22 protein-coding genes are annotated in these 22,173 nt (G+C 73.1%); 8 read left to right on the top strand and 14 right to left on the bottom strand.

Annotation, left to right across the window (positions count from 1 at the left end):
- Positions 1-102: 102 nt before the first annotated feature.
- The 3 genes from ACIO6U_RS22625 to xylA all read right to left on the bottom strand — a co-directional run bounded on the left by ACIO6U_RS22625 (position 103) and on the right by xylA (position 3,769).
- The gene (locus ACIO6U_RS22625) at positions 103-786 is read right to left on the bottom strand and encodes an ABC transporter ATP-binding protein (RefSeq protein ID WP_401721667.1); all 684 of its coding nucleotides are present in this window, start codon (positions 784-786) and stop codon (positions 103-105) included.
- A gap of 24 nt (positions 787-810) precedes the next feature.
- Entirely contained in the window at positions 811-2,271 is a 1,461-nt protein-coding gene (locus ACIO6U_RS22620; RefSeq protein WP_401721664.1) for an ABC transporter permease, read from the bottom strand.
- 307 nt (positions 2,272-2,578) lie between these two features.
- On the bottom strand, positions 2,579-3,769 hold the full coding sequence (gene xylA / locus ACIO6U_RS22615) for a xylose isomerase (RefSeq protein WP_401721661.1): 1,191 nt from the start codon (positions 3,767-3,769) through the stop codon (positions 2,579-2,581).
- 91 nt (positions 3,770-3,860) lie between these two features.
- On the opposite strand from xylA, the gene xylB reads away from it, so the two are divergent.
- Positions 3,861-5,282, top strand: coding sequence for a xylulokinase (gene xylB, locus ACIO6U_RS22610; RefSeq protein WP_355349895.1), 1,422 nt, complete (start codon positions 3,861-3,863; stop codon positions 5,280-5,282).
- Positions 5,283-5,979: 697 nt separating this feature from the next.
- Entirely contained in the window at positions 5,980-7,143 is a 1,164-nt protein-coding gene (locus tag ACIO6U_RS22605; RefSeq protein WP_401722236.1) for an ROK family protein, read from the top strand.
- A 5-nt stretch (positions 7,144-7,148) separates the two neighbouring features.
- On the opposite strand, the gene ACIO6U_RS22600 is transcribed toward ACIO6U_RS22605, so the two are convergent.
- Positions 7,149-8,486 carry an Ig-like domain-containing protein gene (locus ACIO6U_RS22600; RefSeq protein ID WP_401721658.1) on the bottom strand — a complete coding sequence of 446 codons (1,338 nt, stop codon included), beginning with the start codon at positions 8,484-8,486 and terminating at the stop codon, positions 7,149-7,151.
- A gap of 257 nt (positions 8,487-8,743) precedes the next feature.
- A complete protein-coding gene (locus ACIO6U_RS22595) occupies positions 8,744-9,088 on the bottom strand; it encodes a hypothetical protein (protein WP_401721655.1) in 345 nt (114 codons plus the stop codon).
- Positions 9,089-9,189: 101 nt separating this feature from the next.
- Here ACIO6U_RS22595 and ACIO6U_RS22590 point away from each other — a divergent pair, with 101 nt between their 5' ends.
- Entirely contained in the window at positions 9,190-9,504 is a 315-nt protein-coding gene (locus tag ACIO6U_RS22590; RefSeq protein ID WP_401721652.1) for a hypothetical protein, read from the top strand.
- Positions 9,505-9,541: 37 nt separating this feature from the next.
- Here ACIO6U_RS22590 and hutH read toward each other — a convergent pair whose 3' ends face one another.
- The 8 genes from hutH to ACIO6U_RS22550 all read right to left on the bottom strand — a co-directional run bounded on the left by hutH (position 9,542) and on the right by ACIO6U_RS22550 (position 18,082).
- The gene (gene hutH / locus ACIO6U_RS22585; protein ID WP_355349880.1) at positions 9,542-11,095 is read right to left on the bottom strand and encodes a histidine ammonia-lyase; all 1,554 of its coding nucleotides are present in this window, start codon (positions 11,093-11,095) and stop codon (positions 9,542-9,544) included.
- Positions 11,096-11,204: 109 nt separating this feature from the next.
- The gene (locus tag ACIO6U_RS22580) at positions 11,205-12,356 is read right to left on the bottom strand and encodes a sensor domain-containing diguanylate cyclase (RefSeq protein WP_355349877.1); all 1,152 of its coding nucleotides are present in this window, start codon (positions 12,354-12,356) and stop codon (positions 11,205-11,207) included.
- A 112-nt stretch (positions 12,357-12,468) separates the two neighbouring features.
- Positions 12,469-13,281: an enoyl-CoA hydratase/isomerase family protein gene (locus ACIO6U_RS22575; RefSeq protein WP_401721648.1), complete on the bottom strand. Its 813-nt coding sequence runs from the start codon at positions 13,279-13,281 to the stop codon at positions 12,469-12,471.
- A gap of 133 nt (positions 13,282-13,414) precedes the next feature.
- On the bottom strand, positions 13,415-14,113 hold the full coding sequence (locus tag ACIO6U_RS22570) for a hypothetical protein (RefSeq protein ID WP_401721645.1): 699 nt from the start codon (positions 14,111-14,113) through the stop codon (positions 13,415-13,417).
- Positions 14,113-15,036 carry an ATP-binding cassette domain-containing protein gene (locus ACIO6U_RS22565; RefSeq protein WP_401721642.1) on the bottom strand — a complete coding sequence of 308 codons (924 nt, stop codon included), beginning with the start codon at positions 15,034-15,036 and terminating at the stop codon, positions 14,113-14,115. The genes ACIO6U_RS22570 and ACIO6U_RS22565 overlap by 1 nt, the downstream gene beginning before the upstream one ends.
- Entirely contained in the window at positions 15,033-15,545 is a 513-nt protein-coding gene (locus tag ACIO6U_RS22560) for a GntR family transcriptional regulator (RefSeq protein ID WP_401721639.1), read from the bottom strand. Before ACIO6U_RS22560 ends, ACIO6U_RS22565 begins: the two co-directional genes overlap by 4 nt.
- Positions 15,546-15,727: 182 nt before the next feature.
- The gene (locus tag ACIO6U_RS22555; RefSeq protein ID WP_401722233.1) at positions 15,728-16,798 is read right to left on the bottom strand and encodes an adenylate/guanylate cyclase domain-containing protein; all 1,071 of its coding nucleotides are present in this window, start codon (positions 16,796-16,798) and stop codon (positions 15,728-15,730) included.
- 387 nt (positions 16,799-17,185) lie between these two features.
- On the bottom strand, positions 17,186-18,082 hold the full coding sequence (locus ACIO6U_RS22550; protein ID WP_391049059.1) for a biotin--[acetyl-CoA-carboxylase] ligase: 897 nt from the start codon (positions 18,080-18,082) through the stop codon (positions 17,186-17,188).
- A gap of 133 nt (positions 18,083-18,215) precedes the next feature.
- Here ACIO6U_RS22550 and ACIO6U_RS22545 point away from each other — a divergent pair, with 133 nt between their 5' ends.
- From ACIO6U_RS22545 to ACIO6U_RS22530, 4 genes are all read left to right on the top strand, one after another.
- Positions 18,216-19,805: an acyl-CoA carboxylase subunit beta gene (locus ACIO6U_RS22545; protein ID WP_401721636.1), complete on the top strand. Its 1,590-nt coding sequence runs from the start codon at positions 18,216-18,218 to the stop codon at positions 19,803-19,805.
- A gap of 78 nt (positions 19,806-19,883) precedes the next feature.
- Positions 19,884-20,090: an acyl-CoA carboxylase subunit epsilon gene (locus ACIO6U_RS22540; RefSeq protein ID WP_355349856.1), complete on the top strand. Its 207-nt coding sequence runs from the start codon at positions 19,884-19,886 to the stop codon at positions 20,088-20,090.
- Positions 20,091-20,190: 100 nt separating this feature from the next.
- Positions 20,191-20,322: a morphogenic membrane protein MmpB gene (mmpB, locus tag ACIO6U_RS22535; RefSeq protein WP_262928358.1), complete on the top strand. Its 132-nt coding sequence runs from the start codon at positions 20,191-20,193 to the stop codon at positions 20,320-20,322.
- Positions 20,323-20,469: 147 nt separating this feature from the next.
- Entirely contained in the window at positions 20,470-21,075 is a 606-nt protein-coding gene (locus ACIO6U_RS22530; protein ID WP_355349852.1) for a nucleoside triphosphate pyrophosphatase, read from the top strand.
- 93 nt (positions 21,076-21,168) lie between these two features.
- On the opposite strand, the gene ACIO6U_RS22525 is transcribed toward ACIO6U_RS22530, so the two are convergent.
- Positions 21,169-21,633 (bottom strand): hypothetical protein, encoded by a 465-nt coding sequence (locus tag ACIO6U_RS22525; protein WP_401721632.1) that lies wholly within the window; start codon positions 21,631-21,633, stop codon positions 21,169-21,171.
- Between the two features lie 456 nt (positions 21,634-22,089).
- Here ACIO6U_RS22525 and ACIO6U_RS22520 point away from each other — a divergent pair.
- A partial coding sequence (locus ACIO6U_RS22520; protein ID WP_355335748.1) for a biotin carboxylase N-terminal domain-containing protein occupies positions 22,090-22,173 on the top strand: 84 nt, incomplete at its 3' end.

Raw genomic sequence — 22,173 nt, 5'->3', positions numbered from 1 at the left:
GCGGTCCAGCGTGGCACCGGGCACCGACAACGCGGCGCCGCCTCTCCGCCGCCGGACGGATCGACCGGCGGAGGGGAGGCGGGGGCCCGCCGCGCTCCCGACTCAGGCGGCTGTGCGCTCGCGCAGCGTCAGCGTCCCCTTCCTGATCGTCGCCAGCCGCGGCGCCCGCTTGGCGATGCCCGAGTCGTGGGTGACGAGGATGAAGGTGAGGCCGCGGTCGCGCCAGAGCCCTTCGAGCAGGCCCATGATGTCGTCGCGGGTGCCCTCGTCGAGGTTGCCGGTGGGCTCGTCGGCGAGCAGCACCTTGGGCTCCTTGACCAGGGCGCGGGCGATGGCGACGCGCTGTTGCTGGCCGCCGGAGAGCTCGGACGGCAGGTGGGTCAGCCGTTCGCCGAGGCCCACCGACTCCAGTGCCCGCGCGGCGCGTTCGCGGCGGGTCGCGCCCTTGACCCCCATGGGTACGAGGGCGGTCTCGACGTTCTCCTGCGCGGTGAGGGTCGGGATGAGGTTGAAGCTCTGGAAGATGAAGCCGATGTTCTCCGACCGCACCTTGGTGAGCTTGGCCTCGCCGAGCTTGGCGAGGTCGACGCCGTCCAGTTCCACGGCGCCCGATGTCGGGCGGTCGAGGCCGCCGAGCATCTGGAGGAGCGTGGACTTGCCGCCGCCGGTGGGGCCCTGGATGACGAGCTGGTCGCCGTCGGCGATGGCCAGGTCGATGCCCTTGAGTGCGTCCACGGTGGCCTTGCCGCGCCGGTAGCGCTTGGTCACGCCGGTCAACTGATACATGGTCAATTCCTTCTGGACGAGGGGCTATTCGACGCGGCGCAGGGCGTCGGCGGGGCGCAGCCGGGAGGCGCGCCAGCCGCCGAAGGCGCCCGCGATCAGGCCGCCCGCGACGGCCAGGCCGACGGCGAGGGCGATGGTGTGGACGCTGACCGGGGCGCTCAGCGCGATGTCGACGGTCTTGGCGGCGGAACGGGCCGGGCCGCCGAAGCCGCCGCCCCCGCCGCCGCCCGCACCGCCACCGCCTCCGTTGGAGCCGAGTTGAGCGCTGAGCGTCGGGCTGATCGCGGTGACCGCGTACGCCCCCGCCAGGCCGAGCGCGATGCCGAGGACACCGCCGAGCAGCCCGTTGACCAGCGCTTCGCCCATCACCTGCCGGGTGACCCGGCCGCTCTTCCAGCCGAGCGCCTTGAGCGTGCCGAATTCCCGTACCCGCCTGCTGACGGCGGAGGAGGTGAGCAGCCCCGCGACCAGGAAGGCCGCGACGAGGACGGCGATCGACAGCCACTTGCCGACGTTGGTGGCGAGCGAGGACGCCGTCGACAGCGAGCCGGAGACGGTGGAGGCCAGGTCGGCCGAGGTGGTGACCGTGGTCCCCGAAATGTTCTTCTGGATGGCCGACTTGACGCTGTCGATCTGCTGCGAGCCGGACGCCTTGACGTACACCGTGGTGATCTTGTCCGCGGAGTCCGAGAGCGTCTGCGCCTGTTTCAGCGGCAGGTAGAGGTTGGCCGCCGCCTGGCCGCTGTCGGCGGTCGCGATGCCGATGACCTTGTACTTCGTGTCCTTGACGGTGACCGTCGAGCCGACCGAGAGCTTGTTCTCCTTGGCGTACGCGGAGTCGGCCACGGCGACCTCGGCGTCCGCCTGGGCGGCGGTGAAGGTGGCGCCCGAGGTGATCTTCGACGAAGTCAGCGGTCCGAGCGCGAGGTTGGAGACATCGACGCCGTACAGCGTGTAGCTGTTGGCGTCGAACTGCGCGCCGCCGCCCCGGACTTCGCCCTGCGGCGGGGTGTTGCCGCCGCCGCGCCCGCCGCCGCTGCCGCCGGAGGTGCCCTGCTTCTGCTGGAACTGGCCTTGCGTGAACGAGCCGTCGATCTTGAGCACTTGGAGGCTGAGGCCGCCGACCGCGCCCGCGACGTGCTGCTGGCCGCTCACCTTGCCGACGACCGAGGACGCCAGCGTCTGGAAGCCCTGGACCATGACGCGGTCGCTGCTCTGCGTCTTTCCGTCGCTGTTCGCGTCGAAGTCGAACTTGGGGCGGGTCGTACCGCCGCTCGCGGTGGCGGCGGGCGCGGCCTTGGTGACGGTCATGTCCGTACCGAGGCCGTACAGCGACTGGAGGACCTTGTCCTGCGCCTGGCCCATGCCGGACGAGACGGAGTTGACGGTGATGACCAGCCCGATGCCGAGCGCGAGGCCCAGGGCGACGACGAGTGCCGCCTTGCGTCGGCGGCGCAGCTCGCGCCGGAGATACGTGAAGAACATCCGATTCCTCGTGGGTGGCAGTGGGTGGAGCCGGGAGTGGAGTGGACGCGAGGAGGGGGTGCGTCCACTCCGCTCCCGCTGCCGCGAACGCTAGGAATCAGCGGTGACGTTCCGGTGAGGCGGGTGTGAGGGAGTGCTGAGAAACAGGGTGCCGCGATGAGCCGGGGATAAAGCCCGGGTGAGGAGTTCCTTGAACAGCTCTCCCACGGGCCCTGCACAGGCCCGTGACAGTTCGCTCGGGAAGTCTGACGCGGGGTGCGACCCGCACCCCGCGGGAGTCACCGCGGGCCGGGCCGCCTGTCCCCGGTCAGCGGACACCCAGCAGGTGGTCCATGGCGAGCTGGTCGAGCGCTTCGAAGGCCATGCCCCGCTCGGCCGCCGCCGTGACGTCGAAGTCCTCGTACGCGCCGCGGTCGGCGAGCAGTCCGGCCAGCCGTCCGCCCAGCGTGTCCTCCGCGCCGAGCGTCGGCAGGGCCAGCTCGTCCAGGCGCGAGGCCCGCAGCGCGGCCTGCACCTCGGGGTCGGCGCGGAAGGCGGCGGCGCGCTCCTTGAGGATCAGGTAGTTGCGCATGCAGCCCGCGGCCGACGCCCACACCCCGTCGTAGTCCTCGGTACGCGGCGGCTTGAAGTCGAAGTGCCGCGGCCCCCGGTATCCGGCGGTCTCCAGCAGGTCGACCAGCCAGAAGGCGGAGCGCAGGTCGCCCGCGCCGAAGCGGAGGTCCTGGTCGTACTTGATGCCGGTCTGGCCGTTGAGGTCGATGTGGAAGAGCTTGCCGTGCCACAGCGCCTGGGCGATGCCGTGCGGGAAGTTGAGCCCGGCCATCTGCTCGTGGCCGACCTCGGGGTTGACGCCGACGATGTCGGGGCGCTCCAGCGAGTTGATGAAGGCCAGCGCGTGGCCGACGGTCGGCAGCAGGATGTCGCCGCGCGGCTCGTTCGGCTTCGGCTCGACCGCGAACCGCAGGTTGTAGCCCTGCTCGGTGACGTACTCGCCGAGCAGGTCGAACGCCTCCTTCATCCGGTCGAGCGCCAGCCGTACGTCCTTGGCGCCGCCGGACTCCGCGCCCTCCCGGCCGCCCCACGCCACATACGTCTCCGCGCCCAGCTCGGCGGCGAGGTCGATGTTGCGGAGGGTCTTGCGGAGGGCGAAGCGGCGGACGTCGCGGTCGTTGGCGGTGAAGGCGCCGTCCTTGAAGACGGGGTGCGTGAAGAGGTTCGTGGTCAGCATCGGGGTGGTCATCCCGGTGGTGTCCAGCGCCTGCCGGAACCGCTTGACCAGCGCGTCGCGCTCCGCGTCCGTCGAGCCGAACGGGATCAGGTCGTCGTCGTGGAAGGTGACGCCGTACGCGCCCAGCTCGGAGAGCCGGTTGACGGACTCGACCGGGTCCAGCGGGGCGCGGGTGGCGTCGCCGAACGGGTCGCGGCCCTGCCAGCCGACGGTCCACAGGCCGAAGGTGAACTTGTGCTCGGGGGCCGGGGTAAGACTCTCGGAAGTCATTGCGACTGGCTCCTATTCGTCAGACTGTTAAACAAATTAGTATGCGAGACCAGCGATGGGAAGTGGCGCTCGCGAAGGGATCGGGAATCGCATGGGGTCGAAAGCAGGGACGGGACGGGTCGTGCTCGGGGTGGACAGCTCCACGCAGTCCACGAAAGTGCTGGCCGTCGACGTGGACAGCGGCGCCGTCCTGGCCGCCGGGCAGGCGCCGCACACGGTCAGCTCGGGGGCCGGACGCGAGACCGACCCCGAGGTGTGGTGGACGGCGCTGCGCGACGCGATCGGGCAGACCGGGGAGTACGCGGCGCGCGCCGAGGCGATATCGGTCGGCGGGCAGCAGCACGGGCTGGTCGTCCTCGACGCCGCCGGCCGCCCGCTGCGGCCCGCGCTGCTCTGGAACGACGTACGGTCCGCGCCGCAGGCCGCCGCGCTCGTCGAACGGCACGGCGCGCAGTGGTGGGCCGAGCGCTTCGGCTCCGTGCCCGCGGCCAGCTTCACCGCCGCCAAGTGGGCATGGCTCACCGAGCACGAGCCCGAGGTCGCGGCGGCCGCCGCGGCCGTACGCCTCCCCCACGACTTCCTCACCGAGCGGCTCGGCGGTGCCGCCGTCACCGACCGCGGCGACGTCTCCGGCACCGGCTGGTGGGCCTCGGGCACCGAGACCTACGACGACGGGCTGCTCGCCGAGATCGGGCTCGACCCCGCGCTGCTCCCGACCGTCCTCGGGCCCGGCGAGGAGGCGGGCACCGTCTCCGCCGGTCTGCCCCTGCGGCCCGGCACCCTTGTCGCCTCCGGCACCGGCGACAACGCCGCCGCCGCGCTGGGCCTCGGCCTCGAACCCGGACGCGCCGTCCTCAGCCTCGGTACCTCCGGTACGGTCTACGCCGTTTCGCGGCGGCGGCCGACCGACGCGTCCGGGACCGTCGCGGGGTTCGCCGCCGCCGACGGGGGCTGGCTGCCGCTGGCCTGCACCCTCAACTGCACGCTGGCCGTCGACAAGGTGGCCGCGCTCCTGCGGCTCGACCGGGAGGAGGTGGAGCCCGGCGGCTCCGTCGCCTTCCTCCCCTTCCTCGACGGTGAGCGCACTCCCAACCTGCCGTACGCCTCGGGGCTGCTGACCGGCCTGCGCCACGACACGTCCGCCGGACAGGTGCTCCAGGCCGCCTACGACGGGGCCGTCTACGCGCTACTCTCCGCCCTCGACCAGGTGCTCGCCGTGGACTCCGCCCCCTCCGACCAGCCCCTTCTCCTCATCGGCGGCGGCGCCCGGGGCGCGGCCTGGCTCGACACCGTCCGCCGCCTTTCGGGGCGGGCCGTTCAGGTGCCGCGTGCCGCGGAGCTGGTCGCGCTGGGCGCCGCCGCCCAGGCCGCGGCTCTCCTCACCAAGGAGTCTCCCTCCGCCGTCGCGCTCCGCTGGGGTACCGCGGCAGGGGCTCTCCACCCGCCCCTTCCCCGCGATGACGCTGCGCTCGCCCGCCTCTCCTCCGCGCTCCCGCTGGCGGCCGGCCGCTGACCCCGCCGCCTTTCTGGGGGCGGCGCCCGTTTCTTTCCCACCCGCCCACCCGTGCGAGTGCTTTCTTCGTCTGCGGGTGCCGCTTGTGCCCGGTCGGTCCCGGCCCGGGGCACCTCCTCGGGCGACGAACCTGCGGCCACTTCCACTCGCTTCTGCCCTTGCCCGTTCGTCCCCCTGCGGGGGCACCCCGCACCGTCCCCTCCGGTACGTCGGCGCCCGCCTGTCCGCTGTGGCTGGGGAGGGGGTGGGTGGTAGGGGGGCCGGGCCCTGCGCCACCCGACGTCCAGTCGGGTGGGCGGGGGGTGCGGGTGCTGGGGGGGTTGGCAGGGGCTTCGTTGGGCTGTTGGAGGAAGGGCCCGAGCATTCCGACTCACCGGGAGGGGGCACCGGCGCAGGGCGGCACGCCGAAAAGAACCCCCTCCCCCGGCCACCCCCACCGGACCGTCGGACGCCGACGGACCGGGAGGGGACGGGCCGGGGTGCCCCCGCAGAAATGCGGTGACAGGGAGGGTGCCGGATACAGGAGACCAGGTAGCCGCATTTCGAGGAGGTGCCCCGGACCGGCACCGACCCAGGCACAGGCGGCACCCGCAGACGAAAAAGCACCCGCACGGGTGGGCGGGCGGGCAGAGAACACCGCCGCGGCGCAGCCGCACATACTTGGGGGGATGGGATGGAGGACGGCGTGGGTAAGGGAATGGGCGCGCAAGCGGGCCTGAGGCGCCGCAACATGGCACTGGTCATGCGTGCCCTCGCCGCAGGCGAGAACGTCACGCGCGCCGCCGTCGCGGCAGAGGTCGGCCTGACGAGGGCGACCGTCTCGACGCTGGTGGACGAACTGCTGGCGGCCGGCCTGGTGGAAGAGCGCGGCGCGCAGCGCCCCGGCACCGTCGGCCGCCCCGGCACCGCTCTGGCCCTGAGCGAGCGCGGCCCCGCCGGCCTCGGCGCCGAGGTCGGCGTCGACCACCTGGCCGCCTGCGTGGTGGACCTGCGCGGCACCGTCCGCTGCCACGCCGAGGCGAAGGCGGCGAACCGCGGCCGCCCGGCCGCCGAAGTGCTGGCGGAACTGGCCGAGTTGACGGCGAAGGTGACCAGGGAGGCGGCCGGGAGCGGCCTGCGCCCGGTCGCCACGACAGTGGCGGTCCCCGGCCTGGTCGGAAAGGACCGCGGCACGGTCCTGCGCGCCCCGAACCTGGGCTGGGAGGACGTGGCCGTCGCGGCCCCCCTCGGCGAGGGCACGGTCGTGGAGAACGAGGCGAATCTCGGCGCACTCGCCGAATTGTGGCTCGGCGGCCACGAGAGGCTCGCGGACTTCGTGCACGTCTCCGCGGAGATCGGCATCGGCGCCGCCCTCGTCGTGGAGGGCCGCCTGTTCCGCGGCGCCCGCGGCTTCGCGGGCGAGCTGGGCCACGTACCGGTGCACCCGGACGGCCCCTTGTGCTCGTGCGGCGCGCACGGCTGCCTGGAGACGTACGCGGGCGAGGAGGCGCTGCTGCGGGCGGCGGGGGTGGGCGCGGGCGGCGGCCCGGCACTGCGGGCGGCGGCGGCCGACGGCGACCCGGCGGCGCTGAAGGCGCTGGAGGAGGCGGGCGCGGCGCTCGGCATCGCGCTGAGCGGCGCGGTGAACCTGCTGGACCCGCAGGCGGTGGTGGTCGGCGGCCCGCTGGCCGAACTGGCGCCGTGGCTGCTGCCGGGCGTCCGGCGGGAGCTGGCGGCCCGCGTCACCGACCGGCAGTGGCGCCCTGAGGACGTGGTGACGTCCAGGCTGGGCCGCGACGGGGTGCTGCGGGGCGCGGCGTACAGCTCCGTCCGCACGGTGCTGGAGGACCCGGCGAGCTGGGCCCTCCAGCAGGAGGCGTGAAAGCCTTACGCCTGCGGAGCCGTCCACGCCGCCCAGGACAGGTTCCAGCCGTTGAGCCCGTTGTCCGGCTGGATCGTCTTGTCGGCGGAGTCCTTGACGATGACGACGTCACCGACCATGGAGTTGTTGTAGAACCAGGCGGCCGGGGTGTTGGGGTCCTTGCCGCCCTTGGTGTCGCTCAGGCCCACGCAGCCGTGGCTGGTGTTGGTGGCGCCGAAGATCGACTTGCTGCCCCAGTAGTTGCCGTGGATGAAGGTCCCGGAGTTGCTGAGCCGCATGGCGTGCGGGACGTCGGGGATGTCGTACTCGCCCTTCCCGTCGTCCTCGGTGAAGCCGACCGTCGCGCCGTTCATCCGCGTGGTCTGGTACTTCTCGGAGATGACCATCTGGCCGTTGTACGTGCTGTGGTCCGGGGCGCCCGCCGAGATCGGGATGGTCTTGAGGACCTTGCCGTCGCGGACGACGGTCATCTGGTGGGTCGCGGCGTCGACGGTGGAGACCTGGGAGCGGCCGACGGTGAAGTTCACCGTCTTGTCCTGGACGCCGTAGATGCCCGCGCCGCCCTTGACGCCGTCGAGTTTGAGCTTGAGGGAGACGTGCGAGCCCGCCTGCCAGTACTGCTGGGGGCGGAAGTCGAGCCGGGTGGAGCTGAACCAGTGGCCCTCGACCCGCTGGCCGCTGCTGGAGGTCACCGAGACCGCGGCCTCGACGGCGGCGCGGTTGGTGATCGCCTTGTCGAAGTTGATCGAGACCGGCATGCCGACGCCGACGGTGGAGCCGTCCTCCGGCGTGAAGTAGCCGATGAAGCTGCTGGCGGCGGAGACGGTCGAGAAGGTGCCGTTCGCCGCGGCCGTACGGCCCTGGGAGTCGGTGGCGGCGGCCGATATCGCGTACTGCGTGCCGCGGGCCAGCGCGACGTCCGGGGTCCAGCTCGTGCGGTCGGCGGATATGGTGCCCGCGATCTTGTTGCCGGTGGCCTTGGACGTCATGGTGACCGAGGTCAGGGTGCCGCCCGCCACCGTGACCTTGGCGTCGTTGTGGATGCTCGCGCCGGTGCTGCCGTCCTTGGGCGTGATGGTGATCTTCGCGTCGGACGCCTGCTTCGCCGCCGCGGCGTCCTCCTTGGACTGGGCGGCGGCCGACGGGGACTGGCCGCCCGACGGGGACGAGCTGGCGGAGCTGGTCGGTTTGTCGCCGCCCGCGGCCTTGTCGCCGCCGCCTCCGCCGCCGCACGCCGTCAGCGTGACGGCACCGCCGATCAGCACCGCGGCGGCCGCGAGTGCGCGGCGGCGGGTGAAGGGCGAGCGCTTGGCGGGGGCATGTGCGTTGTCGGGCGGCGTCACGCGTGTCTCCAATGGGCTGGGGTCGCTCGCGGGTGAATGACGAGCTTCGTCCACATGCCATGAAAACAGGCCGACACCGGTAACCGTGCCCCGAGTGCCGGAATTGTGGGGTAACGCACGCGGGCCGGTTCCGGCCGCACGCGACGGGAGGCGGCGCGTTCGCGCAGGTGGGAGGGGTTGTCCCGGCGCCGCCTCCGGGCCGGTCGGCGCGGAGCGTCCGGCTCCGCTTCCGGCGCCGCCGGACCCCCGGACACGCCCTAGTCCTCGGCGTCCGCGTCCTCCTCGTCGAGGTCCCACTCGTCGGAGTCCGGGTCGTACTCGGTGTGCGCGCACGACCACGACGCCTGGACGAGGTCGACGCCCGGCACGGCCGAGAGCAGGTCGGCCGGGTCGACGAGGTACGCCAGCGCCTCCGACTCGTCCTTGCCGACGGCGTCGCGGGCGTGCAGGCGTTCCTGCGGCGGCATGAACTCGTCGGCGCCGATGTGGTCCAGGGCCGCGCCGCGCAGCTCGTCGGGCCCGGAGACCTCCAGGACGAGTTCCACCTGGAGCCGTACGTACCGCGGACCGCTCTCGCCGCGGGGAATCTCAGTAGCGCTCATGCCACGGAGCGTAAGCGCCTTCGCCGCGGCTTCCCACGAGCCACACCAAGTCACTACCATCTGCCCCTACGGTCAATTCGCCGCACCAGCTGGGGGATCCGTTGACCTCGCCCCGTCCCTATGTCGCCGCAGCAGCGGCCGCCGCTCTCGCGGCGCTGTTCTTCGTCCCGTCCGCGAGCGCGAGTCCCGACGACGCCGCGACCTCCGCGCACACGAAGACCGCGGCCCACACCCGTACGACCAGCACGGCCAGTACGGCCAGTACGGCCACCACGCGCTCCGCCGCGGAGCAGATCGGCCTCGCCGACACCGGCAGCATCGACACCAAGCCGTATCTCATCGGCGGTGCCGCGTTCCTGGTGGCGGGCGCGGGGCTGATCGTCAACGCCGGCCGCCGCACCCGCCAGAGCTTCTGACGGCGTCGCTCACACGGTCGCCGTTCCGCTCACGGATTCACGCGAGCGGGCCGGTGACCGACTCCGCCGCGCGCGCCAGCTCTCCGGCCCGTACGAAGCGGTAGGCCGCCTCCAGGTCCGGCGACAGGAAGCGGTCGGGGCCCGCGCCCAGCACGCCCGCCGCGCGTACCGCCGCCAGGACCGCGGCCGAAGCGGGCGCCGGGCGCTGCTCGCCCGTCGTGGTCCTGATCTCCAGCGCGCGGGTGGCCGCGTACATCTCGACGGCGATGATCCGGGTGAGGTTGTCGACGGCCGTACGGAGCTTGCGCGCCGCCGACCAGCCCATGGAGACGTGGTCCTCCTGCATCGCGGAGGACGGGATCGAGTCCACCGACGCGGGCACCGCGAGCCGCTTCATGTCGCTGACCAGCGCGGCCTGCGTGTACTGGGCGATCATCAGACCGGAGTCGAGGCCGGGGTCGTCGGCCAGGAACGGCGGCAGGCCGTGCGAGCGGTTCTTGTCCAGCAGCCGGTCGGTGCGGCGCTCCGCGATGGAGCCGAGGTCGGCCGCGGCGATGGCGAGGAAGTCCAGGACGTACGCGACCGGCGCGCCGTGGAAGTTGCCGTTGGACTCGACCCGGCCGTCCTCAAGGACCACCGGATTGTCGACGGCGGCGGCCAGTTCGCGCTCGGCGACCAGGCGGGCGTGCGCGAGGGTGTCGCGGCCCGCGCCCGCGACCTGCGGGGCGCAGCGGATGGAGTACGCGTCCTGCACGCGCGGCGCGTCGTCCTGGTGGTGGCCGGTGAGCCCGGAACCCTCCAGCACCCGGCGCATGTTCTCGGCGCTGGCCGCCTGGCCGGGGTGCGGGCGGATCGCGTGCAGCTCGGGGGCGAGGACCTTCTCGGTGCCGAGCAGGGCCTCCAGGGTCAGCGCGGCGGTGATGTCGGCCGCGGTGAAGAGCCGGGCCAGGTCGGCGCAGGCCATCACCAGCATGCCGAGCATGCCGTCGGTGCCGTTGATGAGGGCCAGGCCCTCCTTCTCCCGCAGGACGACCGGCTCGATGCCGTGCTCCGCGAGGAGTTCCGCGGCGGGGCGCACCGTGCCGTCCGGGCCCTCCGCCTCGCCCTCGCCCATCAGCACCTGCGCGCAGTGCGCCAGCGGGGCGAGGTCGCCCGAGCAGCCGAGCGAGCCGTATTCGTGGACGACGGGCGTGATCCCGGCGTTCAGCAGCGCCGCCATCGTCTCCGCGACCACCGGGCGCACCCCGGTACGGCCGGACGCCAGCGTCTTCAGCCGCAGGAACATCAGCCCGCGGACCACCTCGCGCTCCACCGCCGGGCCCATCCCCGCCGCGTGCGACCGTACGAGGCTGCGCTGCAACTGGGCCCGCAGCTCCGGGCTGATGTGCCGTACCGCCAGGGCCCCGAAGCCCGTCGACACCCCGTAGACCGGCTCGGGCTTCGCCGCCAGCGCCTCGATCACCTCACGCGCCCTGGCGATCCCCGCCAGCGCTTCCGGCGCCAGCTCCACCCGCGCGCCGTCGCGCGCCACGGCGAGTACGTCGTCGGCGGGGGCGCCGTGCGCACCGATGACCACGTTATGCATATTCATATTCACGCACCCTAAGCACTGAAAGCCGCCCTGTCACTCCCCTCTGCGACCAGCACTCTCCGGCCCCGCCCCCGCGGGTCCCGGCCGGACGGGACGTCGCGGACACGCCCTAAGGACGGTTGCCGCGGATGCGGCGGCGCTCGCCCTCGCGGGCCGGCGGCGAGTCGGCGAGCCGCACGACGGGGTCCTCGGGCCCGGCGCGCCCCGCGACGACGGGGTGCGCCGCGCGCAGCGCCTTGGCCTGGTACTGCGCCGCGTCGGCCAGCCGGAACAGCCGCCGCGCCGAGCGCACGGGCCCGATCGGATCGCCGGTGGACGCCACACCGCAGGCCACGCCCTCGCCGACTTCGAGCTGCGCGGCCCGCCCGCACAGCTCGTCGGCCGCCGCGACCACCTCGTCCGGCTCCTGCCCGACGGCCACGACGCAGAATTCGTCACCGCCGAGGCGGGCGGCCAGGCTGCCGGGGAGCATGGCGCCGCACAGCGAGAGCAGCGAGCCGAATCGTTCCAGCAGCCGGTCGCCGACGGCGTGCCCGAGCCGGTCGTTGACCTTCTTCAGACCGTTGAGGTCGCACACCACGAGGCTGACCACGGCCCCGTCCGCCCGGTGCCGTTCCAGCGCCTCGTCGAGGCGTACGTCCACGGCCCGGCGGTTGCCGAGCCCGGTCAGCGGGTCGGTGAAGGCCAGCCGCTGCACCTCGGCGAGCCGTTCGGTCTGGGCGATCCCGGAGGCGATGACGGCGGCCAGCACCGTCGCGAAGTCGGCGTCCCCGCGGTCGAAGCCGGACACCCCGGCGCGTCTGGCCACGTACAGCTCGCCCCACGCCCTGCCGTGCAGCACGATCGGCGCGACCACGCAGGAGCCGCGTCCGCGCCGCCGCAGTGCCGCGGCCCGGCCCCAACTGCTGCCGCCGGGCGACGCGCCGGTTCCTTCGGCGGTCTCGACCCAGGCGTGCGGCTCGCCGCCGCGCGCCCACTCACCGTGCAGGAACTCCACGATCTCCGGGAAGTCGTGCACCGAGTACGACTCGTCGTCCGGCTCCGGCTCCTCGCCGGGCGCCAGCTCCCCGTCGTTGACCAGGACCCGCAGCCGCCCGGTCTCCCGCTCCCACGTCGAGATCGCCGCGAAGGACGCGTCCATCGCGAGCCGCGCCCGCCGCGCCCCGGCCCGTACCGCGGCCAGCGGCGTCTGTTCGGTCGCCAGTGCCTGTGCCAGCTCGACGACCGCTCGAAGCCGGAGATCGGCCGTCCCGTCCACCATCTGTCCAGGCTAGGGAGGTTTGTCCGGTTTGGAGCGCTGGCTGCGCCGAACGGAGCCCGTTCGGCGCTGCGCCCGCCCGTCGGCGACTACGCACAGTGGCCGCGCGCGGCGATCACGCGCCGGGCCACCGCGGGGGCCGCTTGTCGTTGAAGGCGGCCACGCCTTCCGCGCGGTCGGCGGAGAAGGCGGTGGCGCGCCAGGCGGCGTCCTCGATCTCCAGCCCGGCGCGCAGGTCGAGGCCCTGGCCCAGGCGCAGCGCGCGCTTGGCCGAGCGCAGGCCGACCGGCGAATTCGCGGCGATCCGGTCGGCCAGCGCCAGCGCCTCGGCGCGGGCGCCGTTCCCGGCCGCGAGCTGGTCCACCAGGCCGAGAGCGAGCGCCTCGGCGGCCGGTACGCGGCGGGCGGTGAAGACCAGTTCCGCCGCGCGGGCGGCGCCGACCCTGCGGGGCAGCAGTTGGGTACCGCCACCGCCGGGGATGACGCCGACCGAGACCTCGGGCAGGCCGACGACGGCCGTCTCGTCGGCCACGATCACGTCACAGGCGAGCGCCAGCTCGAAGCCGCCGCCGAGCGCGTAGCCGTGCACCGCCGCGACGGCGGGCATCGGCAGTTCCAGGACGCCGGTGTACGCGGCCCTGGTGTGCGGGCGCTGGCGTACGAGGTCGGCGTCGGTGAACGCGTTGCGCTCCTTGAGGTCGGCGCCGACGCAGAACGCCTTGTCGTGGGTGGACGTCAGGACCGTGACGCTGACGCCGGGGTCGGCCGCCAGCGCCGCGCAGGCGTCGCCGATCGCGACGGCCATCCGCGTGGAGACGGCGTTCATCGCCTTCGGCCGGTCGAGCACCAGTTCCGCGACGCGCTCGCCGTGCCGGCGGACCGCCACCCACTCCCCGAACCGCCGTTCCGCCGTCCCCTGCGCTTCCATTCGCCCGCCCTCCGGTTAACGACCGTGAACCCCCATCCTGCCATCCCCCTCCCCGCGGGGGACGGCACGGTCGCACCGGTCCGGACGGCGCTCGCACCGCACCGGGCCGGACGGCGCTCGCCTCACGCCGGATTCATACGGTCATACGGTGGACGGTCGCGAATCCCCCGGCCAGCAGCACGGCGACGACGGCCGCGAGGACCCCGGTGACCCCGAGGGCGGTGAGCCCGGCGAAGAAGTGGCCTATGCCCTTCCAGCCGTGCGCCCATGTGGCGATCAGCGCGACCAGGGCCAGCACCCCGAGCTGCGCCCCGCCGAAGGCCGTGGCGCCGGGCAACCCGGCGCGGCGGAAGACCAGGCCGTACCACATCCCGTAGACGAACAGCAGGAAGAAGGCGACGGCGGCGGTGAGCCACGAGACGTACCAGGCGCCGTCCAGCAGGAACGGGACGCGGAAGTAGGCCATGCGCATGCCCCAGCCGCCGGTCGCGCGTTCGAGGACCTGGCCGACCGCGACGACCAGCCCGAAGGCCACGGCGAGGGCCCCGGCCAGGGCGGTGACACCGCGCAGGTAGGTGCGTCTGCTGACACCGAGGGTGAGGGCGAACGGCAGCGCGCGGGCGACGGTCTGGAGGCCCACGGCGAACATCACGAGGAAGGCCGCGGCCAGGCCGCCGACCCAGCGGTGGTCGGCGTGGGCCGCCGGGGTGAGCCGCAGGATCACCACGTCCAGGACGAAGCCGAAGGCGGCCCACTCCCAGGGCAGGACGAGGTAGGTGAAGCGGTCCAGCAGCAGATACCGGACGACGGAGAGCACCGGGGTGGGACGCATCAGGATGCCCTCGCAGTCGTGAGGCCGGACGGGTCGTGGGGTCCGGCGTCGGCCGCGCCGTGGCGCTCGGCCGCGTGGACCGCGAGCTGCTGGAGGGTGCACTCCTCCAGGCGCAGGCGCAGGTGTGCGGCCAGTTCGCGGTCGCGGTCGTCCAGGCGGCCTACCATCACCGCCCTGGTCTGCGCGCCCATCGTGCGGCGGCTCAGCGTCGCACGGGCGGCGATGAAGCGGTCCACGGCGGTGGCCGGGCCGGTGACGGTCGTGGCGGTGCCGCGCAGTTCCTCGGTCGGCGCGTCGAGGACCAGCCGGCCGCGGTCCAGGACCAGGACGCGGTCGAGGAGTTCGGCGGCCTCGTCGATGAGGTGGGTCGAGAGCACGACGCACCGGGGGTGGGCGGCGTAGTCGGCGAGGAGCTGGTCGTAGAAGAGCGAGCGGGCGACCGCGTCGAGGCCCGCGTACGGCTCGTCGAACAGCGTGAGTTCGGCGCGGGCGGCCAGCCCGATGATGATGCCGAGGGCGGTCCGCATGCCGCGCGAGAGCTTCTTGATCGGCCGGGTCGGCGGCAGCTCGTACGCGTCCAGCAGCGTGCCCGCCAGCTCCTTGTCCCAGTTCGGGTAGAGCAGCGAGGCCGCCGCGACGGCGTGCCGCACCTTCAGGTCGGGGTACGTCTGGTCCTCGCGGACGAGGATCATCCGGCGCAGCACCGCGTCGTTCTCCAACGGCCGGGCGCCGAAGGCGTGCACGGTCCCGGAGGTGGCGATCTCCTGGCCCGCCAGGATGCGCAGCAGCGTCGTCTTCCCCGCGCCGTTGCGGCCCACCAGTCCGGCGATGCACGGCGTGTCCAGCTCGAAGCTGACGTCGGTGAGCGCCTGGTGGTCGCGGAAGGCGCGTCCGACGCCGGTCAGCGAGACGACCGGGCTCATACGTCGCCCCCGACCGTCGCCGCCGTGGTCGTGGTGGCGGCCGTGGTACCAGGCGGGGCGGTCGCGCCGGCGGTCGTGGCGGACGGCGCGGAGTGCGGCGCGGAGTGCGGCGCGGTGGCGCCCGCCGCCTGCGACGTCACCGCGACCGAGGCCAGCTCGTCGCGCAGCAGGCCGAGCAGTTCGTCCTGCCCGATCCCGAGGCGCGCCGCCTCGACCGCCAGCGGCCGTACGTACCGGTCCGCGAAGCGCCGCCGCCTGCCCCGCACCAGCCGGTCCCGCGCGCCCTGGGCGACGAACATGCCGACGCCGCGCCGCTTCTCCACCAGATCCTCGTCCGACAGGACGGTGAGCGCGCGCGCCGCGGTGGCCGGGTTGACCCGGTAGAAGACCGCGAGCTCGTTGCTCGACGCGACGCGCTCGCCCTCGCCCACCGTCCCGTCGGCGATCTGATTCGCCAGCTCGGCCGCGATCTGGGCGAAGATCGGCCCGCCCTCTTCCAGGAGTGACATCCTGCCTCCGTTGCTGTAGTGGTTCCCTACCGTACTAAGGAACCAACGGGGCGGACAAGAGGGCACGCCAAATGGGGCGGGGAAAGTCGGGTGACCCGGCGGAAGCGGGGCACGGCGTCAGGGACGCGGCGCGCGGGCAGGCCGGAGCGCGCGCCTGTGGCGCGGTCGGGGCGGAGCGGACCTCAGTCCCGGCGGGAGAGCAGCCAGGGCTCGACGACGCCGAGGCCGCGCACGGGGCGGCGCCACATCGGCTGGAGGGCGAAGCGGTACTTCTCCGCCTCGGTGGCGTCCACGTCCGCCTCGGACAGCGGCGCGTCACCGGCCTCGCCCAGCGCCTCGGCGAAGTCGCCGTCGACGAGGACGGCGTCGCGCGGCGCTATCGAGGTGAGCCGGGAGGCGAGGTTCACGGTGGTGCCGAAGACGTCGCCCATGCGGGTGGTGACGGTGCCGAAGGCCATGCCGACGCGCAGGGCGGGCATGCTGTCGTCGCCGGTCATGGTCTCGATGAGGCGTATGCCGATCTCGGCGGCGGTGCCGGGGTCGTCGGCGACGAAGAGGACTTCGTCGCCCAAGGTCTTGATCAGCCGTCCGCCGTACGCGGCGACCTGGTCGGCGGCCGTGGTCTCGAACGCCTCGACCAGCTCGCCCAGTTCCTCCTCCTCCAGGCGCCGGGTGAGCCGGGTGAAGCCGACGAGGTCGGCGAAGCCGACGGCCAGCCGCCGGTCGACGGCCTCCTCGTCGTCGGACTGGACGACCCGGCTGGTGGCGGCGGCGACCTGGCGGCGCCAGACGTAGATGAGGAACTCCTCCAGTTCCGGCAGGAGGAGTTCGACCAGCGGATACGCGACTTCCGCGCGGGTCATCCCCGGCTCGGGGGGCTCGGTGAGACCTTCGAGGAAGGAGTCGGTCTGCCAGTCGGCGAGCCGGGCCGTGGTCTGGCCGGTGGAGCGGGCGACCTGGATCGCCATCGACTCGCTGAGCAGCCCCGCCTCGACCAGGCCGGCCAGCCGCCGCAGGGCGAGGACGTCCGCCTCGGTGAGCGCGCGCGCCTGGCCGATGTCGGCGAAGCCCATGGCCCGCCAGAAGCGGGAGGCCAGGTCCATGGAGACGCCCGCGGTGCGGGCGGCCTGGAAGGGGGTGTAGCGGCGGGGCGCGCCGAGGATGAGCTGTTCCAGGCGCAGCGCCAGCGGGTGCTCCCCCGACTCGCCCGGCTCTCCCTGCTCCTCAAGATCGACCGGATCCACTGGATCCACTGGATCGGCCGGGTCGGCCGGGTCGGCCGGGTCTGACGCGTCCGTGCCATCGACGGAATCGGCCGGATCCGGCGCGTCCACGGGGTCGGGTACGTCCGCGGCGTCCGGTGCGATCGGAGGGTCGGCGGGATCGACGCCGTCCGGCTCCGGGGCGGCACCCGGATCCGAGTCGTGCGGCTCGTCTGGCGGGGTGCCCGCGTTCTCCACGCTCACCGCCCAGCCCTTGAGGAATCCCTGCGCACAGCCCTTCCGATCATCGAGACGACGCAGCCCCTCAACGATACGGCAGGTGTGCCGTGGCTCACTCTCACCAGGGCGCCGGTGAGACACCCGTGACGCGCGACGGAACGGCGCGCGAGCCGGTCTCCGCGGCGGTGTCCCGCCGCGTCAGCGCGCGGGCCTGAGGTGGACGACGTCGCCCGCGGCGACCGGCTGCTCGGCGCCGTCCGGGGTGGCGATCACCAGGCGGCCGTCGCCGTCGATCCCGACCGCGGTACCGGCCAGTTCCTTGTCGCCCGGCAGCTCCGCGCGGACCTCCCGGCCCAGGGTGGCGCAGCCCGCCGCGTAGGTCTGCTGGAGCCGGGACGCGGCGGGGTCGCCGTCCTCCGCGCGCCAGGCGCCGTACCAGTCGGCCAGCGAGCGCAGGACCGCCCGCAGCAGCGGGTCGCGGTCGGTGCCCTTGGCCCCGGCCAGGGCGAGGGACGCGGCGGTGGGGACGGGCAGCTCGGCGGCGCGCAGCGACACATTGAGGCCGATGCCGATGACGACGCCGTCGTCGCCCGCGCGCTCGGCGAGGATGCCGCCCGCCTTGCGTTCCTCGCCGTCCACGGTGACCAGCAGGTCGTTGGGCCACTTGAGTGCCGTGTCGACGCCCGCGGCCCGCGACAGGGCGGTGGCGGTGGCGACCCCGGCGAGCAGCGGCAGCCAGCCCCAGCGGTGCACCGGCACCGGGGCGTGCGCCGGGAGCGGCGTGCCGTCGGGCGCGGTACGGGCGGCCATGGCGCCACCCGGTCGGAGCAGTACCGAGAAGAAGAGCCCGGAGCGCGGCGGCGCCGACCAGCGGCGGTCCAGCCGTCCGCGGCCCGCGGTCTGCTCCTCGGCCACGAGGACCGCCCCCTCGGGGGCGCCCCGCGCGGCGCGGGCGGCCAGGTCGCTGTTGGTGGAGCCGGTGGCGTCCACCACGTCCAGCGCGGTCCACAGCGCGTCGGGGGTGACCACGGCGCGCCGCAGCGCGGCGGCGTTGAGCGGCGGTCGTTCCAGGTCGGACCAGCGGCTGGGCGTCATGTCCTCACCCTATGAGGCGGGTACCGGAGTGTGTCCAACGCCGCACTGCTCGTACCCCAGAGTCGCCACTACGCTACGGAACAGCGTTACCGGCCAGTCAGCAAGTCCCGCCGAGAGCAGGAGAGCCGCCTCCATGTCCGAGCAGGAACACGACATCCACACCACCGCGGGCAAGCTCGCGGACCTGCGCCGCCGTATCGAGGAGGCGACGCACGCGGGCTCCGGGCGCGCGGTGGACAAGCAGCACGCCAAGGGGAAGGGCACGGCCCGCGAGCGGATCGAACTGCTCCTGGACGAGGGGTCGTTCACCGAGCTGGACGAGCTGGCGCGGCACCGCTCGACCAACTTCGGCCTGGAGAGCAACCGGCCGTACGGCGACGGTGTCGTCACCGGCTACGGCACGGTCGAGGGCCGCCCGGTCGCGGTGTTCTCGCAGGACTTCACGGTCTTCGGCGGCGCGCTCGGCGAGGTCTACGGCGAGAAGATCGTCAAGGTGATGGACTTCGCGCTGAAGACCGGCTGCCCGGTGATCGGCATCAACGACTCCGGCGGCGCCCGCATCCAGGAGGGCGTCACCTCGCTCGGCATGTACGGCGAGATCTTCCGCCGCAACACCCACGCCTCCGGGGTGATCCCGCAGATCAGCCTGATCATGGGCCCGTGCGCGGGCGGCGCGGTGTACTCCCCCGCGATCACCGACTTCGTGGTGATGGTCGACCAGACCTCGCACATGTTCATCACGGGTCCCGATGTGATCAAGACGGTGACCGGCGAGGACGTCGGCATGGAGGAGCTGGGCGGCGCCCGTACCCACAACTCGACGTCGGGGAACGCGCATCACCTGGCCGGTGACGAGAAGGACGCCTTCGAGTACGTCAAGGCGCTGCTGTCGTACCTGCCGAGCAACAACCTCCAGGAGGCGCCGTCCTTCGCCGCCGAGGCGGATCTGGCGGTCACGGACGAGGACCTCGAACTGGACACGCTGATCCCGGACTCGGCGAATCAGCCGTACGACATGCACAAGGTGATCGAGCATGTCCTGGACGACGGCGAATTCCTGGAGACCCAGGCGCTGTTCGCGCCGAACATCCTCACCGGTCTCGGCCGTGTCGAAGGCCGTCCCGTGGGTGTGGTCGCCAACCAGCCGCTCCAATTCGCGGGCTGTCTCGACATCAACGCCTCCGAGAAGGCGGCGCGTTTCGTGCGGACCTGCGACAGCTTCAACATCCCCGTGGTCACTTTCGTCGACGTTCCCGGTTTTCTCCCCGGCGCCAGTCAGGAGTGGGACGGCATCATCCGCCGCGGTGCCAAATTGATCTACGCGTACGCCGAGGCCACGGTTCCGCTGATCACGATCATCACTCGAAAGGCGTACGGCGGCGCGTACGACGTGATGGGCTCCAAGCACCTGGGCGCGGACCTGAACCTGGCCTGGCCCACGGCCCAGATCGCGGTGATGGGCGCGCAGGGCGCCGTCAACATCCTGCACCGCCGCACGCTGGCGGAGGCGGCCACCCCGCAGGAGGCGGAGGAGCTGCGGGCGCGGCTCATCGCGGACTACGAGGACACGCTGCTGAATCCGTACATCGCCGCGGAGCGCGGCTACGTGGACGCGGTCATCGCGCCCTCCCAGACCCGCGCGCAGCTCGTGAAGGCGCTGCGGACGCTGCGCAACAAGCGGGAGAGCCTGCCGCCGAAGAAGCACGGCAACATCCCGCTGTAGACGGACCGCGCGGGGCCCGGGGCGAGGACCCGCGGGACCCGCCGGACACAGACCCGCGAGCCGAGGAGGAGAGCGCTCATGGTGATCAAGGTGGAGCGGGGCAGCCCGACCCCCGAGGAACTGGCGGCCGTCGTCGCCCTCGTCCAGGCGCGGGCCGCGGCGGCCGGGAAGAGCGCAGACGGCCCGGCCCCGCTGGACGGCTGGGCCGACCCGGCGCGCAATGTGCCGCGCGGCGTACCGGCGCCGGGGCCCGGCGCGTGGCGGGCGTCGGCCTGGCCCGCGTGAGCGGAATGTCGGGTCGGCGGCGGATGTCACACCAGTAACAGGGTGATCCTGAGTATCCGTACTCAGGCGCTCCGGTTCGCCGGGGCGCAACCCTGGAGACATGTTGTGGTCGGACCCGCGGGACGAACCGCCGGAGGAGATGCGCAAGGCGCAGGCGATGCTGCGCCGCGCGATGCTGGTGATCGCGCTGGCAGCCGCCGTGGTCATGCTGGTGGCGACCTGGAGGTCGTGAACCCGCGCGTCCCGGCCAGGACCGGCCCGGAGAACGGCCCGCACCGGCCAGGACCAGCCCGGAGAGCGGCACCGGCGCCGCCAGCCGCCCCGGACGCGGCCGTGAACCCGCGTCCCCCGTACGGGTGTCGGTGCCTACGATGGGCCGATGAGCAGCTCCAGAACCCTTGTCCTCGCGTCCGCCTCGCCCGCCCGGCTCGGGCTGCTGAAACAGGCGGGCCTCGACCCGCGCGTGATCGTCAGCGGTGTCGACGAGGACGCGATCACGGCCGCCACGCCCGCCGAACTGGCCCGCGTACTGGCCGAGGCGAAGGCCAACGCGGTGGCCGGGAGCGGCGCGCTCGACGGCGGCGAGCTGGTGATCGGCTGCGACTCCGTACTCGAACTCGACGGCCAGGCGCTGGGCAAGCCCGCGGACGCGGCCGAGGCGGTGGCGCGCTGGCAGGCGATGCGCGGGCGCAGCGGGGTGCTGCGGACCGGGCACTGCGTGATCGACACCGCGAGCGGCAAGCAGGTCGCCGAGACCGCGTCCACGACCGTACGGTTCGGGACGCCGGACGACGACGAGGTCGCCGCGTATGTGGCGAGCGGTGAACCCCTGTACGTGGCGGGCGCGTTCACCCTCGACGGCCGCTCCGCGCCCTTCGTGGAGGGCATCGAAGGCGACGCGGGCAACGTGATCGGCCTGTCCCTGCCGCTGCTGCGGCGGCTGCTGGCCGAGCTGGGGGTACGGATCACCGATCTGTGGGTCTGAGCCGCCGTCAGCGGGCGCGGGAGGCGGGGTCCGGGGTCGGTCCTGGGCCGGTTCCGGGGTCGGTTCCGGGTCTGGGGCCGGTTCCGGGGGCGCTCAGGCCGTGGCGGGCGGCGGGAGTTCGCCGCCGTTGCCGTTCGCGGTCCCGCTCTCGGCGGCCTCCCGCGACTGGTCCTCGGGCGCGTACATCAGCAGCGTGGCGACGAGGCCGCCCAGTATCACCATCATCAGCACGAACGCGTACCAGCCGATCAGGCCGACGACCAGCGCGCCGACCACGCCGTGCACCACCGCGCAGACGATGAGCACGATCCTGGCGACCCGGCCGGTCATCTCGTCGCGGCGCACTATCCGCACGACGAGCACCGCGCACAGGATGAGGAAGAGGCCGAACAGCGCGCCGCCCACCCACGATCCGATGGCCATGGCGTCGGAGTCGAGACCGGCGAGCGACATGGACTGATGGCGTACGGCGAGGCCGAGTATCCAGTTCACGAAGGCGATGGTGAGGGCTTCGAGAACAAGGACCACGGCGGTGCCGACGGCTATACCTCTGCGCACACTGTCCCCTTCGGCCGTCGTCCGGGGCCCGGTTACCGCTGGTACCCCCGCCTGTCGCAGGCTACTCACCGGTACAACCGGCGGCAAGGGGTCTGGCCACGCCGGTCGTTCCACCCGTACGGGGAGTCCGGCGCGCGCGATCCGGAACGTCACCCCACTCGTTCGGGGACACCGGCGGCCGGTCGGGAAACACCGACGGCAAAGATTCCGCTCGCTATTCGTAGGGTTTCCACAAAAGAACGTCAGGTCTCTTCGCAGACTTACAGGGAGATCTCCCCCACACCGATGAGTGCGGGACATCGGCCCGAGCGGGGCCGTACCGTGGACTGAGCAGGCGTTCACGGGTTCTTCAGGCCCATGGATCACCCTCCGTGTGGGGAAGCTCACGTGCAGGGGTGCCTCGGCACCAAGTGTGGCCAGTACCTAAACTCGGCTTGTTTCAAGGAGGGAGCCATCGTGCGCAAGGTGCTCATCGCGAACCGCGGTGAAATTGCTGTCCGCGTTGCCCGTGCCTGCCGGGATGCGGGGATCGCGAGTGTG

It is taken from the genome of Streptomyces sp. NPDC087422, assembly GCF_044744145.1.
In the GTDB taxonomy this organism is placed as follows: Bacteria; Actinomycetota; Actinomycetes; order Streptomycetales; family Streptomycetaceae; genus Actinacidiphila.
Note: the sequence above shows the minus strand (reverse complement) of the source record. Positions and strands in the feature narration are given on the sequence as shown.